Source organism: Methylobacterium sp. (assembly GCF_028290105.1).
Classification (GTDB): Bacteria; Pseudomonadota; Alphaproteobacteria; order Rhizobiales; family Beijerinckiaceae; genus Methylobacterium.
Genome location: NZ_JAQGKL010000156.1, coordinates 1 through 14,410 on the forward strand (window position 1 = coordinate 1; position 14,410 = coordinate 14,410).

A 14,410-nucleotide genomic window follows, 5' to 3' on the forward strand; every position below is an offset into this window, starting at 1 on the left:
CTGCTGATCCTGGCGACCGCCAGCGTCTGCGTGATCCTGTGGCAGCGCGGCGGCATGACCACCGGCGAGGCCTCGGCGGGTCTCGCCCTGGTCCTGCGCCTGATGGCGATGTCCGGCTGGGTGATGCAGACCGTGCGCGGCATCTTCGAGAATGTCGGCGTGATCCAAGAGAGCATGCAGACGATCGCCCGGCCGCACGCCATCAGCGACCGGGCGGACGCCGGCACCCTGGCGGTGTCGGGCGGCGACATCCGGTTCGAGGATGTCAGCTTCCATTACGGGCGCGACGACGCCTCGATCATCGAGAGGCTGAATCTGCACCTGCGCGCGGGCGAGAAGGTCGGGCTCGTGGGGGTCAGCGGCGCGGGCAAGACCACCATCACGGCGCTGCTGCTGCGCCTGCACGACCTGGAATCGGGCCGTATCCTCGTGGATGGCCAGGACATCGCGGGCGTCACGCAAGGGTCGCTGCGCAGCGCCATCGCGATGGTGACCCAGGACACCTCCCTGCTCCATCGGTCGATCCGCGACAACATCGCGTATGGCCGCCCGGACGCGACGCTGGCGGAGGTCGAGCGTGCCGCGCGCCTCGCGCAGGCCGACGGCTTCATCCGCGACCTCGTCGACCACAAGGGCCGCACCGGCTACGACGCCCAGGTCGGCGAGCGCGGTGTGAAGCTTTCGGGCGGGCAGCGCCAGCGCATCGCGATCGCGCGGGTGATCCTCAAGGACGCCCCGATCCTGATCCTCGACGAGGCGACCTCGGCCCTCGATTCGCAGGTCGAGGCGGCGATCCAGGATAGCCTCGACATGCTGATGCAGGGCAAGACCGTGCTCGCCATCGCGCACCGGCTCTCGACCATCGCGGCCCTCGACCGCCTGATCGTGCTCGATGCCGGCCGTGTCATCGAGGAGGGCACCCACGCCGAGCTGATCGCCGCAGGCGGGCTCTACGCCCGGCTCTGGGAACGCCAGTCCGGTGGATTTCTTGCCGACGCCATAGAAGCCCGGACCTACGAGGCCGCCGCCGAGTAGGCTTTGTTCGGCCCTCTGCGCCGCCGCGCCTGGCCATTCGTGCTGCGCCGCACATGACAAAGGGCTCCCTCGCTATGCCTTCAAGCACAGACAGGTGGAACGACGCGGCGGCCGTTTCAGAAGGCTCGGTTATTTCAGTGACTTAAGGGATGATTGCTTAGGGCTTAAGCAAATGCTGCCTCTTTCATGCCCATCCTGCATAGCAGCCCAACCACATCACCACTCCTGCCGCACTGCGGCACAGACTACATCGGGGTCAACGGCGGCGGGTCGAACGACAGCGCGCCTTAGACACTTCGGACTTGAATTCCATGGTTAACGCAATCTTCCACCACATTCGGGCTTCTTGGAAGGAAAGCGCATCTGTTCGTCAGATCGCGGATCTCACCGACCAGCAATTCGCCGATATCGGCGGTCAGCGTCTCGACAGCCGCCTCCTCGAGAAGGCCCGCCGTCATCGCGCATGGGAAACCGTGCAGTTCAACAACTCGGTGGGTGTGTTCTCCTACCCGACCGCCTAAGATCGCCACGAAGCCGATCGCCTCGAACGAGACCTTCGGCGTTTCGCACTCGGGATCGGTGGCCTGGATCGCGTTATGTCCGGCCGACCGGACGTGCGCGCAGGCGGCAATCGATCCGTCGTCAGGAGCGATCGGTGAGGCGACGGGATCAACGGCAGGTCTGGTTCTCCGGGCTTCGGGCTTTAGTCGCCGCGACCCTCCTGCTAATCGTCGGCAACGCGGCTACCGCGAGTGGACCCCTCGTCATCACGGTCGATCCGGCGGCCGTCGCGGCCTCCGCGCAACGGCCGATCGGCAACGTCTCCGTCGCCAGCCTCCGGGCCGCGCTCGAACTTCGGCGTAGCTGGCGCCGGGCCGACCCCGGGCGCCCGGTCTCGGTGGCATTCGCGCCGGGACCGCACCGTCTGGCCGAGCCTGTTATGTTCGGTCCCGAGGATGGTGGCACCAAGGCCGAGCCCTTCGTCATCCGCGGTGCGGCCGACGGCTCGACACGCCTGATGGGCTCAGTCCCGCTCCAACCCGCGCCCGGTGGGATTCCGGCCGACCTCCTCGCGAAATTGCCCGCAGCATCCCGTGCGCAGGTCCGGGCCTTCCGGCTTCCCGCTGCGGCGTCCGCGAGCCTGCGTATCCAGGAGGCGCGGACGCTCAAGCGCCGGGATGCTCCGGTCAATCTCGCGGTCTATGATTCCGCCGGTGCCCTCTGGCCGGCGCGCTGGCCGAACTCAGGTTGGGCCAAGGTCGCGTCGAGCGCCGGACCTGACGCCACGTTCACCCTGGCCGATGGACGGGCGGAACGCTGGCGCCGCGAGCCCGATCTGTGGGCCGAGGGTTACTGGCATTGGGATTGGTTGTTCGAAGCCTTTCCGGTCACCGCCGTCGATGTCGCTGCCAAGCGCCTTACCCTCGAGGCCGTCCCTTATGAGGGCATCCAGAATGCCGCGCGCTTTCGGGTCTCCCATGCCCTGAGCGAACTCGACGCCCCCGGCGAATGGTGGCGGGACGCGGGCTGGGGCGTCCTTCTGGTCTGGCCGCGTGAACCCTTGGGGGCCATCGAAGTCGCGATCACCGACACCCTGTTGTCCGTGGAGGGCGCGTCGCATCTGCGCTTCGAAGCGCTTACCCTCGAACAGGCGCAGGGCGATCTCGTCCGCGTGCGCGATGCCACCGACGTCGTGATGTCCGGGTCGCGACTGCGCCGCACAGCCGGGCAGGCCCTGTCGATCGAACGCTCGTCGCTGAGCGGGATCGAGCGCAGCACCGTGATGGAGACCGGACTTGGAGCTGTCAGCCTGTCCGGGGGCGATCGCGCCAGCCTGACGTCGGCCGGGCTCTTCGTTCGGGATTGCCGGATCAGCGGCTATGCCCAACTGGCGCGTACGCAGAGCCCGGCGATCACGGTTGACGGCGTCGGGCAGAGCGTCGAGGGCAATTACATCCACGATACCGACGAATACGCGGTCCTGCTGCGTGGCAATGGGCATCGCGTCGCCTGGAACGAGATCGCGCGGGTCCTGTCGGGGTCGACCGACAGCGGCGCGATCTATTCCGGCCGCGATTGGACCGCGCGGGGGACGGTGATCGAGCACAATTACCTGCACGACATCCGCGCGGCGCCGGGCTTCGAGATCAAGGGTGTCTATCTCGACGACATGGCGAGCGGCTTCACCGTGCGGGACAACCTGTTCGTGCGCGTCGATCAGCCGGTCTTCATCGGCGGCGGGCGTGACAACCGGATCATCGACAATCTCTTCGTGGAATCGAACCCCGCGATCCATGTCGATGCGCGCGGACGGACTTGGGCCAAGGACGCGATCGAGGATCCGCAATCGGAATTGCGGGGGGCGTTCGCGGCGATGCCGGTCGGCTCCAAGCTCTGGCGGGAGCGCTATCCTGGCCTGGCGACCATCCTGAAGGACGATCCCGCGCGCTCGCGCAACAGCATCAGCGGGAACGTGTTCCTCAACAGCCAGCCGTTCCATTTCAGCGACGAGGCACGCTCCGACGAGCAGAATCTCGGCGGCAATCTTGGCCCGGCGAACCTGCGCCTGGCGCCCGCTCGTGGCCAAGCCGACGCTTCGAAGGAGCGCGCGACGCGGTTCGACACGGTGCTCGACGCCAACGATCAGCCGGTGCGCCGCGCGGATTACGGCCGCATGGATCGCGAGACGTTGCTCGACCCGCTGCAAGGTCGGTAGATCGGGTTCGGTCCGGCGCTGCAGGGACCGGTCCCGGAATGGATTCTCGGGCGCCGCACTCAGCGCGCGTATGCGGTGATCGCGGTTTGATAGGCTGCGGTCGCGGCGGCGAGCGAAAAACGGGCGAGCGCAGGAGCGGCCCGGTCCCGCAGGGTCGTACGCAGGGCGGGCTCGTCGAGCAGACGGAGGGCCGCCTCGGCCCAGCCCTCCACAGTCATCGGGCGGACGAGACCGCAATCCCATGCCTCGACGAGTTCGCGCGCCGCGCCAGAATGCGGCGATGCGAGCACCCCGGTACCGCTCTGGAGGGCCTCCTGGATGACGATCCCCCAGACGTCGCCGCGGCTCGGGAACAGGAAGAGCCGCGCGGAGGCATAGACCGCGGCGAGGTCCGCCTGCTGCACGAAGCCGTCGAACTGCGCGTCGATCCCGGCGGCCGACAGCCGTGCCTGCATTTCGGCGCGCAAGGGACCGTCCCCGGCGATGCGGACGCGCAGCGCCCGCCCCCGTGCCTGGCAGGCGAGGACGACTTCCGTGAAGAAGCGCGCGCCCTTCACCTCCTCGTTGAGAATGCCGCAGAAAAGCAGGTCGAACGGGCGTTCGGCTTTGGGCGACGGCGCTGTAGCGGGCGGGTCCCAGGCCGGAAAGAGTGGCGCCAGGGCGAGGCGTTTCGATGCAAGCCCGTAACGCGCTAGCAGATCAAGGCTACCGGCGCTCGCCCCGAGGCCGAAGCGCGCGGGCGGGACCAGCAGGTGCCGGATCATCCGGTGCGGCCACGAGCGCCGGCCCGGGTCGGTCTCGGGAACCCCGTCCGTCCGCACGCCGTAAGGTCGCCCCAGGATCCGCGTGGTCCAGGCCGCCATGAGCATGGTCGGGGCGAAATCGTTGACGATGACGACGCTCGGGCGCAGGGCGGTGAGGCGCGGAACGATGGCTGGGTTGATGTAGAGGTTGCTCACGGCGCTGCGATACCAGCGCAGGCCCGGGACGACCTCGAAGCGATAGGCCGTGGGGTCCGGCAAGTCCCATTGCCGCGCCGCTTCCCGGGCGCTGCAGGCGAGCACATGCAGCGGGCGATCCAATTCGGCGCCCAGGCGCTCGTAGAGACGGTGCATGTACGGCGCACGCGCGCCGATCACGATCACGACAGGGCCATCGCCGCGCGCCGGCGTGCCCGAGGATTCCGAGGACCCTGAACTCATCGAGCGTGGCGCGTCCGTCCGCCCATCAGGGCATTGATCTGGTAGAGCCGCCATTCGGGCTCCATGACATGGCGCGGCATCAGCATGAGATCGTCCGGTCCGCGCGCCACGCCCCGGCGCGTGGTGTGGAAGCTGCGGTACCCCGCCTGCCGCGCCAGCGCCGGATCGCGAACCGGGTCGAAATCGCAGTGTGCCACACCCCACGGGCAGGCGAAGTGCCGGACGGGACGACCCGTCATCGCTTCGAGATCGCGGCGCGACCGGGTCAATTCCTCGGTGACCTCGGTCTCGCTGAGACGGGCAAGGTTCCGATGGGTCGCGGAATGCGAGCCGATCTCGAGGCCTGCGGCCAGCCAGTCGGCGACGGCGACGCGATCCATGTAGCGGGTCCCGTCTCCGCGATCGGTCGGCGGGGCATCGATCCAGTCGCTCACGAGGAACAGGATCGCCGGGACCGACAAGGCCTTCAGCACCGGAAGGGCGACGGCGTGATTGTCGAGGTAGCCGTCATCGAAGCTGACGAGGAAGTGTCGGCTCTGTCCCGTGGCGCCACGCGCGACGAGTTCGGCGGCCCGGTCCGCGGTCACGAATTCGCCATGCCGCTCCAGGAAGCGCAGTTGCTGGGCGAAGCGCTCTTGATGCGCTGCAGCAATATGATGATAGCACAGCGTGTAGAGGCCCGGCGGCGCGGTCGCGACCGACCGGGTGAGGGCACGCATCAGCAAGGCCGTCTCGCGAAGGCCCCGCGTATCGCGAATGAAGTGCTGAAACGTCCCCGACATCGGCCAAAAATAGCAGGTTTGACGCGGCTGTGTACCTTCCAGAAACATATTTCGCAAGCAGATCAAAATATCCTTAAATTAAGGATCTTATCAGTCTTGTTTGTAGATTTGCGGCTGGAGAGCATCAAAGACGACCGCAGAGACGTAAGAAGACCTGTCTATAAACCGATGCTGTGGCGACGAGAGGTATGAAGTTCCGATGAGCGCGGCGTTAACGATCAGACCCTGCCTGGACGCTGCGACCTGGGACGAAGCGATCTGGTCGCTGCCCCGTGGCAATGTCTTTGCCTCATGGATGTGGGGCGCATACAAGGCGCAGGTCGGCTGGACTGTGACCCGTCTCATCGTACGGGATGCCAGCGACGCCCCGGTGGCGCTGATCCAGTATCAGGTCAAGCGACGCGGCTTCCTGCGCTTCGTTCTCGTTCAGGGCTGCCCGCTCCTGACCGAGAAGGGCGAGAAGCACGCCGAGGCGGTGGTCGCCCTGTTCCTCGACCAGCTCGCCCTCGGGCGATGGGATCTCCTGGCGATCAGCTTCGAACATTTTCAGTGCGACGCGATCGTCCTCGCCCTCCTGGGGCACGGCTTCGTGCCGGTCCAATCGGCGAAATACTTTACCCTGGAGCTCGACCTGACCCAGGGCACCGAGCCGATCCTCCAGGCGATGGATCAGCGCTGGCGCAAGGCGCTGCGCAAGGCGGAGCGCAATCCGGACCTCACCACCCGCTTCCTCACCGATCTCGACGAGCGCCTCGCGGCCTTCGACGCGTTCTGGGCGATGTACGGCGTGCTCAAGGCCCAGAAGGGCTTTCGCGACAGTCTTAACGGTGCCGCCTTCCGCGAACTCGTCGCGCGCGATCCGCACCATCGCATCCTCGAAGTCCGTGAGAAGGGCGAGCGCATTCTGATCCGCATCGCGCATGTCTCCGGCCGGCGCTTCACCGATTTCTACACGGCGTCGAACGATCGCGCCCGTGCCTGCGCGGCCCCGACGCTGGCGGTCTGGCGCTTCGTCGAGCAGGCCCATGCGGAGGGCTTGCAGATCTTCGATCTCGGCGGGATCGATCCGGCCCGGAACCGGGGCGTGTTCGAGTTCAAGCATGGCTTGAGCAAGAACGCCGCCCTCAGCGGTCCGCGCTGGATCTATGGCCGCACCCCGAGACTTCGGGACGCGGCCGCCGCATTCCTGGCCTATCGCTGATCCGAATGGGCCTGTCTTCCCGATGATTCCCGGAGCCCCCGTGATCGAACCGGTCCGCGCCGAGGCCCCGCTTGTCACGCGCCTGAAGCGTTTCGTCCGGAGGCCGGCGCTGGCGTCGCTGTTGGATCAGGCCGTCGTCAGCGGCTTCGGGTTCGTCAGCGGCATCGCCACCGCGCGCCTTGTCGGCATCGAGGAATTCGGCCTCTTCGTCCTGATCCTGATCGTCACGGCATTCGCGCAAGGGCTTCACAACGCGCTGGTGACGGCGCCGATGATGACGCTTGCGGCACGCGGGCGCCGGGCGGCCTCCACCTACGACGCCACCGTGCTGGCCGCCGCGTTTCTGGTTTCCCTGGTGGCCGCCGCCGGGGTCGCCCTGGCGCTCGTCGCCGTCTTCGCCTTGCGCCATCACGCGGTGGAGACCGGTGTGGTGATCGCGGGCGCGGCCCTCACGGTCGCGCAGAACATGCAGCTCACCGTGCGCCGGACGCTGTTCGCGCGCGGGCGGGGCCTCGTCGCCGTCGCGATGGACAGCGTCCGGGCCATCGCCTTTCCCCTCGCCCTCGCGGCAGCCTGGTCATCGGGCATGGTCCTCGACGCGGCCCTGGTCACCGCGCTGCTGGCGGGCACCGCCTTCGTCACCGCGCTTCCGCTCGCCTACGGCATCTGGCGCGCGCCCCGCCGCGGCCTGCGCCTCAACCCTGTCGCCAGCCGGCACTGGGGCATCGGCCGCTGGATGTTTCCCCTGGTCTTCGTCACTTTCGGCCAGGAGCAGATGGCGTGGATCGTTGCCGGAATCGTCCTCGGCGACGAGGCGATCGGCGGACTGCGCGCCGCGCAATACCTCGTGGGCTTCGTGATCATCCTGCTCACGGCGACCGAAAACATCCTTCCGACGGCGGCGGCTCACGCACACGAGACCGGTGGCGATCGCGGCCTGCGCGACTACTTGGAGAAGGCGACGCTGACACTCGGTCCGCTCGTCGGCCTGTTCCTCCTCGCCATCGCGATTCCCGCAGGGACCTGGCTCAACCTGGTGTTCGGGCCGGCCTTCGAGGCTTATGCCGCCAGCGTGCGCATCCTGGCGGTGGCCGTCGCCTGCATCTTCCTGCGCGATATGGTGACCCAGTATTTCCGCGCGACGCACGACACCGGCCCGGTCTTCCAGGCGTTCGTCGTCAGCCTCGTGGTGTCCCTGGTGATCATGTACCCGCTGATCGCCCATGACGGGATCACCGGCGCCGCCCTCGTCATCACGATCGGGCATGCCGTGTCGGCCGCCCATCTGATCCTGACCATGCGGCGGCGGTTGGCACGCGGGGCCTGATCCGCGCAGCGCCGACCGCCGCTTTCTTTGCCAGCCGTCCCTGCACAAGCTTTGGCCGCCGTCAGTCTTCACGACACCGTGTCATCGAACGTGTTTTACCGGCATTTACGATAACGCCGAAGTCCGGCCGGGTTTCGGGAGCAATTTACGCCGGTGAAACGCTTCCCGGTCGAACTGGCAACATCGCCGGGCCGTGACCCGTCATGGGGCGGTTGGACCCGGGACCATGAGGAAGGGACACGCGTGCTGAACCTGTTTCTCGTCCTGGCGATCCCGATCTGGTTCGTGATGCTCTATCCCTTCGCGCGACGCCGCCTCGCCGTGGCCGTTCGGCCGCTCGATGCCCGGCTCCTGCTGCCGATGGTGCTGGTGTGCACCTTCGCGTTCATGCCGCTGGTTTTCACGGTCCCGCGCGAGGACGGAAACGCGGTGCTCGAGGAGGGCTTGAGCGCCTCGAACATCATCACCCTGCTGCTGACGGGCCTGACCGGCCTCTACCTCTTCGGCAAGATCGCGCTCGACCGGCGTGTCGCGCTGCTGCCCTTCGCGATGCCCTACCTGCCGTTCACACTGATGATCGGCATGAATACGCTGAGTGCCGCCTGGTCGATCGTGCCGACCTATACGCTTTATCGGAGCGCGGAACTGTTCATCTTCTATCACGCCTCGATCGTGATCTTCGACCGAACCGACATCGAGCGCCGCTTCGCCGATATTCTGGCGATCATCACACTTGCTTGGCTCGCCTCCGTGACGCCGATCATCCTCGACAGCCTCGCGCACGGCATCGTGTTCTCGGCCGCCAAGAACAACATGATGCCCTTCGTCTGCGCGATGCTGGGCTTCCTCGTCGTCTTCCGGCCGCCGGAGCGGCGCAGGCGGACCTATTTCGCCCTGGCTTTCGCCGGGTTCGTCATCGCCGGATCGGCGGCCAGCACAGGCGCCCTGGTGGCGGCCGGCCCGGCCATGCTGATGTCTTCGCGCAATCGCGTGCTGCGCCGCCTCGGTATCGCCGGCGCCCTGACGGCGGTGGCCGCCTTCGTCCTCCTGATGCTCGACCTCGCCTCGTTCCCCGCGCTCCTCGACCTCCTGGCCACGATCCTCCAGAAACCCGCCGAGGAACTCGCCAACGGGACCGGGCGCTCGACCTTCTGGCCGACCTTCATCGCCGCCACGCAGGACCGGCTCGCGGGCTCCGGCTTCTCGGCCGGCGACCGCTTCATCCAGCTTCTGATCCCGACTGGCGCGCTGGCCGAGACCCTCGGGCGCGACGAGGTCTTCATCACGAGCTCCCACAACATGTTCCTGAGCGCCTGGGCCGGCACCGGCATGATCGGGATCGGTTTCGCGCTTGTCGTCCTGCTCACCACCCTGTCCTGGGGTATGAAGCTCGACCTCGGCGGCCGGCGCTTCGTGGCCTCCTGCGTGCTGATGCTGGTGCTCAACGGCATGACCACGCCGGGGATCTTCCAGGATTGGAACGTCAACGTCCTGGCGCTCGCGGGTCTGCTCGCCTTCATCCGGGTCCAGCTTCCGCCGGATGGGCGGGTGGCTGCCCATCCCCGCGCGCCTGCTGCGGACACGGTCCTGATGGACACGGCGATCCCCAACGCGTGGCCCATTTCATGAAACGAACCCATCATCAGGCTGCTCTCGGCGCGGAACGTGCCGAAATCGGCCGGACCGAACGACCGGGTCGGGACACTCGGACCCTCGGCGTCCCAGGACGGGACATCGACGGATCCACCCCCTGCCCGTCGCCGACTGAGTAACGGAAAGCGTCCATGGCTGTCATCGAACGCGCGCCACCAGCGATCCTGAAACACTTCGGCGCGAGCACCGCGGTGTCCAACGAGTCGCTGCCCTGGTTCCTGGACCTGACCGAAGTCGGCCGCATCCTGCGTCGCCGCTGGATCACCGTGATCCTGCCCGTGCTCCTCCTGGCAGCGGCGGCGATCGGATACCTTTCGCTGCCGGCGCAGTACGCGGCGACGACGCAGCTCCTCATCGATCCGCGCGGCCTCGCCGTCCTGAAGGACGAGGCCAACCCGCAGGGCCAGGCCAACGAATCGACCCTGCTGCTGGTCGACAGCCAGCTGCGCGTGCTGCAGTCGGACGATGTGCTGCGCAAGGTCGTGGCCTCTCAGAAGCTCGCGAGCGATCCCGACTTCGTCGAGCCCGGTGCCCTCGATCGCTTTCGTGAGTGGGTCGGTCATCTTCTCGGGCGGGCCTCCGAGCCGGAGCCCGATCCGGCCCTCACCGCCCTGCGGGCCCTGCGCGACCGGATGTCGGCCAAGCGGCTCGAGCGGAGCTTCGCCGTCGATGTGTCGGTCTCGACCAACGACCGCGAGAAATCCGCCCGGCTCGCGCAGGCCATCGCCCAGACGTATCTCGCCGCGGAGATCGGCAATCGATCCGACTCGATCCGCCGGGCGCGAGAAGGCCTGAACAGCCGCCTTGGCGAGCTGCGCGAGAGCGTTCAGCAGGCCGAGGATGCGGCGCAGGCCTTCCGCACCAGGAACAATCTCGTGGGCACACGCACGCAACTCGTGAGCGATCAGCAGCTCAGTCAGCTCAGTGACCAGTTGGGCGCCGCCCGCGCCAAGGCCGCCGAGCAGCAGGCCAAGCTGCGCCAGATCGAGGGCGTGTCGACGAGCGACGCCGCCAAGCTCGACTCGATCCAGGAGGTCCTGCAGTCGCAGACCATCGGCCAGCTGCGCGGTCAGCTCGCCCAGGCCGAGCGCCAGCGCGCCGACGCCGCCGTGAGCCTCGGCGAGCGTCATCCGGCGATGTATGCCTCCGACATCCAGGTCCGCACCGCACGCAACCAGCTCGACGCCGAGGTGAAGCGCATCGCCGCCGCGATCCGCAACGAGTATCGCGCGAGCCTGGCGAACGTGACCGAGCTTTCCCAAGCTCTCGAGAAGCGCAAGGCCGAGTCCCTCAAGGTCGGCGACAGCTTCGTGAAGTTGCGCGAGCTCGAGCGCCAGGTCGATGCCCGCCGGGGCGTCTACGAGGCGTTCCTGGTCCGGACCCGCGAGTTGCAGGAGCAGCAGCAACTCGACACCTCGACATCTCGCATCATCTCGCCAGCGCTGCCGCCATCGCGCCGCCAGGGCCCGCCGGCGCCCATCGTCCTCGCGGTTGCCCTCATCGCCGGCCTTGGACTCGGCGTCGGCGGCAGCCTGCTCGGCGAACAGTTCAGCGGGCGTATCCGCTCGCGCAGCCGGCTCGAATCGCGCACCGAGCGGGTGGTCTTCGGTCTCCTTCCGTCGCTCCCGCGCGGCCTCGGGAACGGAACGGACCGCCTGAACAGCGGACCCTACGAGGTCGCGATCACCCGCCTGCGCAATCGCCTGCGCCGGGAACTGCCGGCCAAGCGCCCGCAGATTCTCGTGGTGACCTCCGCCGACGATGCGCAGGGCCGCTCGATGCTCGCCCTCGATTACGCCACCTCGGCGGCCCAGGAGAATGAGCGCGTCCTCCTCGTGGACGCCTCGGCGGACGGCATGGTGACGCGCGAGATCGGGCTGCCACCCCGGCGCAACGGTGCCGCTCCGTCCGGCCGCGCCGACCTCTCCGATGTGCTGGTGCGGCACCGCTCGGGCCTCGCCTTGATCCCGCAGGACCGCCAGACCGCGCGCGGCGACCTGCGTACCTATGTCGACAGCATCCTCGGCGCGCAGGATTCCTACGACCTCGTGGTCATCCATGTCGGCCTGATCGGTGCGGACGCGACGGCGGAGCGGCTCGCGGCGGATCCCCGCGTCACGGCTGTTCTCGTCACCGTCCGCAACGGCCACAGCCGTTACGCGACGCTTGACAAGGCCCTGCCGGCGATCGGCCCACGCCCGTATGTCGGCCTGGTGCTCACGGACGCGGAGGCACTGGACTGAGCCGCTCCGCCGAGCGGCCCGACAGGATTGCCTAGAGGGCCGGATCCCTCCGGCCCGACGCGCGTGAAGGCGCCAAGACCTCGCCAATCGATCGCGCCGGGAGTGCAAAACACGGCGTTCGGTAGCCCCTCGGGCTAACCATGCACCAGGGCCGAATGGGTGCGATCCGTGCGCGACTTCCACGAACGAGGACATCGCCGCCCGGCCTGGACGTGGGCACGACCCGCCAGGGCGACGATGTATCGACGCACGTCGGTGACTCGACGATCGGCCCTGGCCGGCCTTCGATCAGAAGGGTGCGGCGGCTCTCCGAAATGCGGGGCGACCCCTACACCGTGAATGTCGGTGTAGACCCTCGATGCAGGCCGGGCGCCTGGATCAGACCGACCGGACGTTGCCCGATGCCGGTGATGTTTCGGTGGCATGCTTGGCGCGTCTGATGCGGTCGAAGGCGACGATCGCAACGAAGCGGGGAACCACCTCGGCGTACCGGGCCCTCAGGCGCCCGGGTTCCCGGATCAGGCGGTAGAGCCATTCCAGGCCAAGCCGCGTCATCAGCGACGGAGCGCGAGGGATCGCACCGGTGTTCACGTCGAACGCAGCCCCGACGCCCATGGCGATCACACCCGGCAGGGAGGGGGTGTGCGCTTGCATGAACAGTTCCTGTTTCGGCGTGCTGAGGCCGATCCACAGGATCTGCGTGCCGTTGGCGCGAAGCCGCTCGTACAGGGCCTGGGATTCCAATTCCGTCAGGGGGCGATACGGGAGCGTCTCGGCCCCCGCCACCGCCAGGCCGGGTACCCGTGCGGACATCTCCCGCGCCAGCTTCTCGGCCACGCCCGGACCTCCCCCGAGGAAGAAATGGCGCCAGCCCGCCTCGACGCCGGCCCTGCAGATGAACTCGACCGACTCGATGCCCGGCACCTGCGCGATTGCCTTGTGACCCCGCAGCCGTCCGGCCCAGGCAATGGGACGTCCGTCCGCGCAGACGAGCAGGGCGGCGTCATGGGCCGCCATGATGACCGGGTCGTCCTGTGCCCGGACGACGCCATGCGCGTCGCGGAACACCACGAAGGTTCCCGGAGCGGGCGACGGGCAGCCAAGGCGGCGTCGGATCGCGGAAACCAATCCGTCCATATCGGTGATCGAGATCGGAACGCCCCCGAGATAGAAATGCGGCACGTCGGGATCATGACCCCAGGCGCGCCCAAGCGGCTTCGGATTCGGCGTGGCGGCGGGGGTCATGCGACGTCTCTTGTGGTGGCGGTCGCACGAGCGGCGATCGCTTCGCGATAGATGGTCAGGGCGCGCGCGGTGACGGCCGCCTCGGTCCAGTCCCGCTCGTAGACGAGACGAGCCTGACGACCCATCGCGCGAGCAGCCTCGGGCGCGTCGACGATCCGGTCGAGGGCCTGCGCGAGGCCTGAGGGATCGCCCGGCACCACGTGCAGGCCGGTGCTGCCGTCCGCGATCAGGTCCGCGAGGGCGCCGATGCGCGAGGCGATCACCGGCGTTCCGAGACTGAACGCCTCGGCGATGACCATCGGCATGCCCTCGTACCAGTGCGACGGCACCACGAGGGCGGCCGCCCGCGCCATCGCGGCCTGTACGGCCGCCGGATCCTGCGGGCCGAGGACGGTGAGGCCTGGGACGCTGCGGAGTTGGTCTTCCCAGGGGCCCTCGCCGATGATCGTGATCGGCGCATGGCTCAGGCCCGCGGCCTCCCTCAGGGTGCCGACGCCTTTCTCGGAAACGAGGCGCCCGACGAACAGGATGCCGGCGCGCCGGGCGTTCGGGTTATACCCGGGATCGGCCAGACCGTTGGGCTTGATGCGGATGCGGCTTTCCGGGAGGCCGGCTGCGACGAAACGCGCGCGCGCGAAGGGAGTCAGGGCGATGAAGCGATCGACATCGCGCGCCCAGGTGCCGGCGCGCCGGTGCACGTCGATCATCCGCGCCACCGCGAGCGACCCCAGACGCGAGCCGCGATAGCAGGCATGGCGCACCGCCTGATACGGCGAGCCGGTCACGCAATCCTCGCAGGGGCGCGAGTCCCGCATCAGGATCCCGTTGGCGCAGGTGACGCGAAAGTTGTGCAGGGTCTGGACCGTCGCGGCACCGTGCGCACGAACCGCCGCATGCATGCCCGGGGAAACCTGCGGGAACACGTTGTGCGCGTGAACCACGTCGGGCCCGAACGCACGGGCTGCGTCGAGGACGGCCGCGATGCCGCGCGGAGCGTGGGGGGCCT

Annotated in this window: 11 protein-coding genes; 7 read left to right on the top strand and 4 right to left on the bottom strand. The window is 68.1% G+C overall.

Annotated features, from left to right (window positions below; all coding sequences use genetic code 11):
• The 3 genes from JWQ05_RS11350 to JWQ05_RS11360 form a co-directional block, all read left to right on the top strand.
• On the top strand, nt 1-1,035 hold a 1,035-nt coding region (locus JWQ05_RS11350; RefSeq protein ID WP_299658551.1), incomplete at its 5' end, for an ATP-binding cassette domain-containing protein.
• A gap of 311 nt (nt 1,036-1,346) precedes the next feature.
• A complete protein-coding gene (locus JWQ05_RS11355) occupies nt 1,347-1,556 on the top strand; it encodes a hypothetical protein (protein ID WP_299658552.1) in 210 nt (69 codons plus the stop codon).
• A 134-nt stretch (nt 1,557-1,690) separates the two neighbouring features.
• Nucleotides 1,691-3,751 (top strand): right-handed parallel beta-helix repeat-containing protein, encoded by a 2,061-nt coding sequence (locus JWQ05_RS11360; protein WP_299658553.1) that lies wholly within the window; start codon nt 1,691-1,693, stop codon nt 3,749-3,751.
• A gap of 59 nt (nt 3,752-3,810) precedes the next feature.
• Here JWQ05_RS11360 and JWQ05_RS11365 read toward each other — a convergent pair whose 3' ends face one another.
• Together JWQ05_RS11365 and JWQ05_RS11370 are read right to left on the bottom strand one after the other, a co-directional pair.
• The gene (locus JWQ05_RS11365) at nt 3,811-4,896 is read right to left on the bottom strand and encodes a glycosyltransferase family 4 protein (RefSeq protein WP_299658554.1); all 1,086 of its coding nucleotides are present in this window, start codon (nt 4,894-4,896) and stop codon (nt 3,811-3,813) included.
• A gap of 53 nt (nt 4,897-4,949) precedes the next feature.
• On the bottom strand, nt 4,950-5,801 hold the full coding sequence (locus JWQ05_RS11370; protein WP_299658555.1) for a polysaccharide deacetylase family protein: 852 nt from the start codon (nt 5,799-5,801) through the stop codon (nt 4,950-4,952).
• A gap of 265 nt (nt 5,802-6,066) precedes the next feature.
• On the opposite strand from JWQ05_RS11370, the gene JWQ05_RS11375 reads away from it, so the two are divergent.
• The 4 genes from JWQ05_RS11375 to JWQ05_RS11390 all read left to right on the top strand — a co-directional run bounded on the left by JWQ05_RS11375 (nt 6,067) and on the right by JWQ05_RS11390 (nt 12,159).
• On the top strand, nt 6,067-6,936 hold the full coding sequence (locus JWQ05_RS11375; protein WP_366944584.1) for a GNAT family N-acetyltransferase: 870 nt from the start codon (nt 6,067-6,069) through the stop codon (nt 6,934-6,936).
• A gap of 40 nt (nt 6,937-6,976) precedes the next feature.
• Nucleotides 6,977-8,263 carry a lipopolysaccharide biosynthesis protein gene (locus tag JWQ05_RS11380; protein WP_299658557.1) on the top strand — a complete coding sequence of 429 codons (1,287 nt, stop codon included), beginning with the start codon at nt 6,977-6,979 and terminating at the stop codon, nt 8,261-8,263.
• Nucleotides 8,264-8,506: 243 nt separating this feature from the next.
• Nucleotides 8,507-9,892 (top strand): O-antigen ligase family protein, encoded by a 1,386-nt coding sequence (locus JWQ05_RS11385; protein ID WP_299658558.1) that lies wholly within the window; start codon nt 8,507-8,509, stop codon nt 9,890-9,892.
• 155 nt (nt 9,893-10,047) lie between these two features.
• On the top strand, nt 10,048-12,159 hold the full coding sequence (locus JWQ05_RS11390; RefSeq protein ID WP_299658559.1) for an exopolysaccharide transport family protein: 2,112 nt from the start codon (nt 10,048-10,050) through the stop codon (nt 12,157-12,159).
• Between the two features lie 378 nt (nt 12,160-12,537).
• Here JWQ05_RS11390 and JWQ05_RS11395 read toward each other — a convergent pair whose 3' ends face one another.
• Together JWQ05_RS11395 and JWQ05_RS11400 are read right to left on the bottom strand one after the other, a co-directional pair.
• Nucleotides 12,538-13,230 carry a WecB/TagA/CpsF family glycosyltransferase gene (locus JWQ05_RS11395; RefSeq protein ID WP_299658560.1) on the bottom strand — a complete coding sequence of 231 codons (693 nt, stop codon included), beginning with the start codon at nt 13,228-13,230 and terminating at the stop codon, nt 12,538-12,540.
• A 170-nt stretch (nt 13,231-13,400) separates the two neighbouring features.
• Nucleotides 13,401-14,410: glycosyltransferase family 4 protein (locus tag JWQ05_RS11400; protein ID WP_299658561.1), on the bottom strand; the 1,010-nt coding region annotated here is incomplete at its 5' end.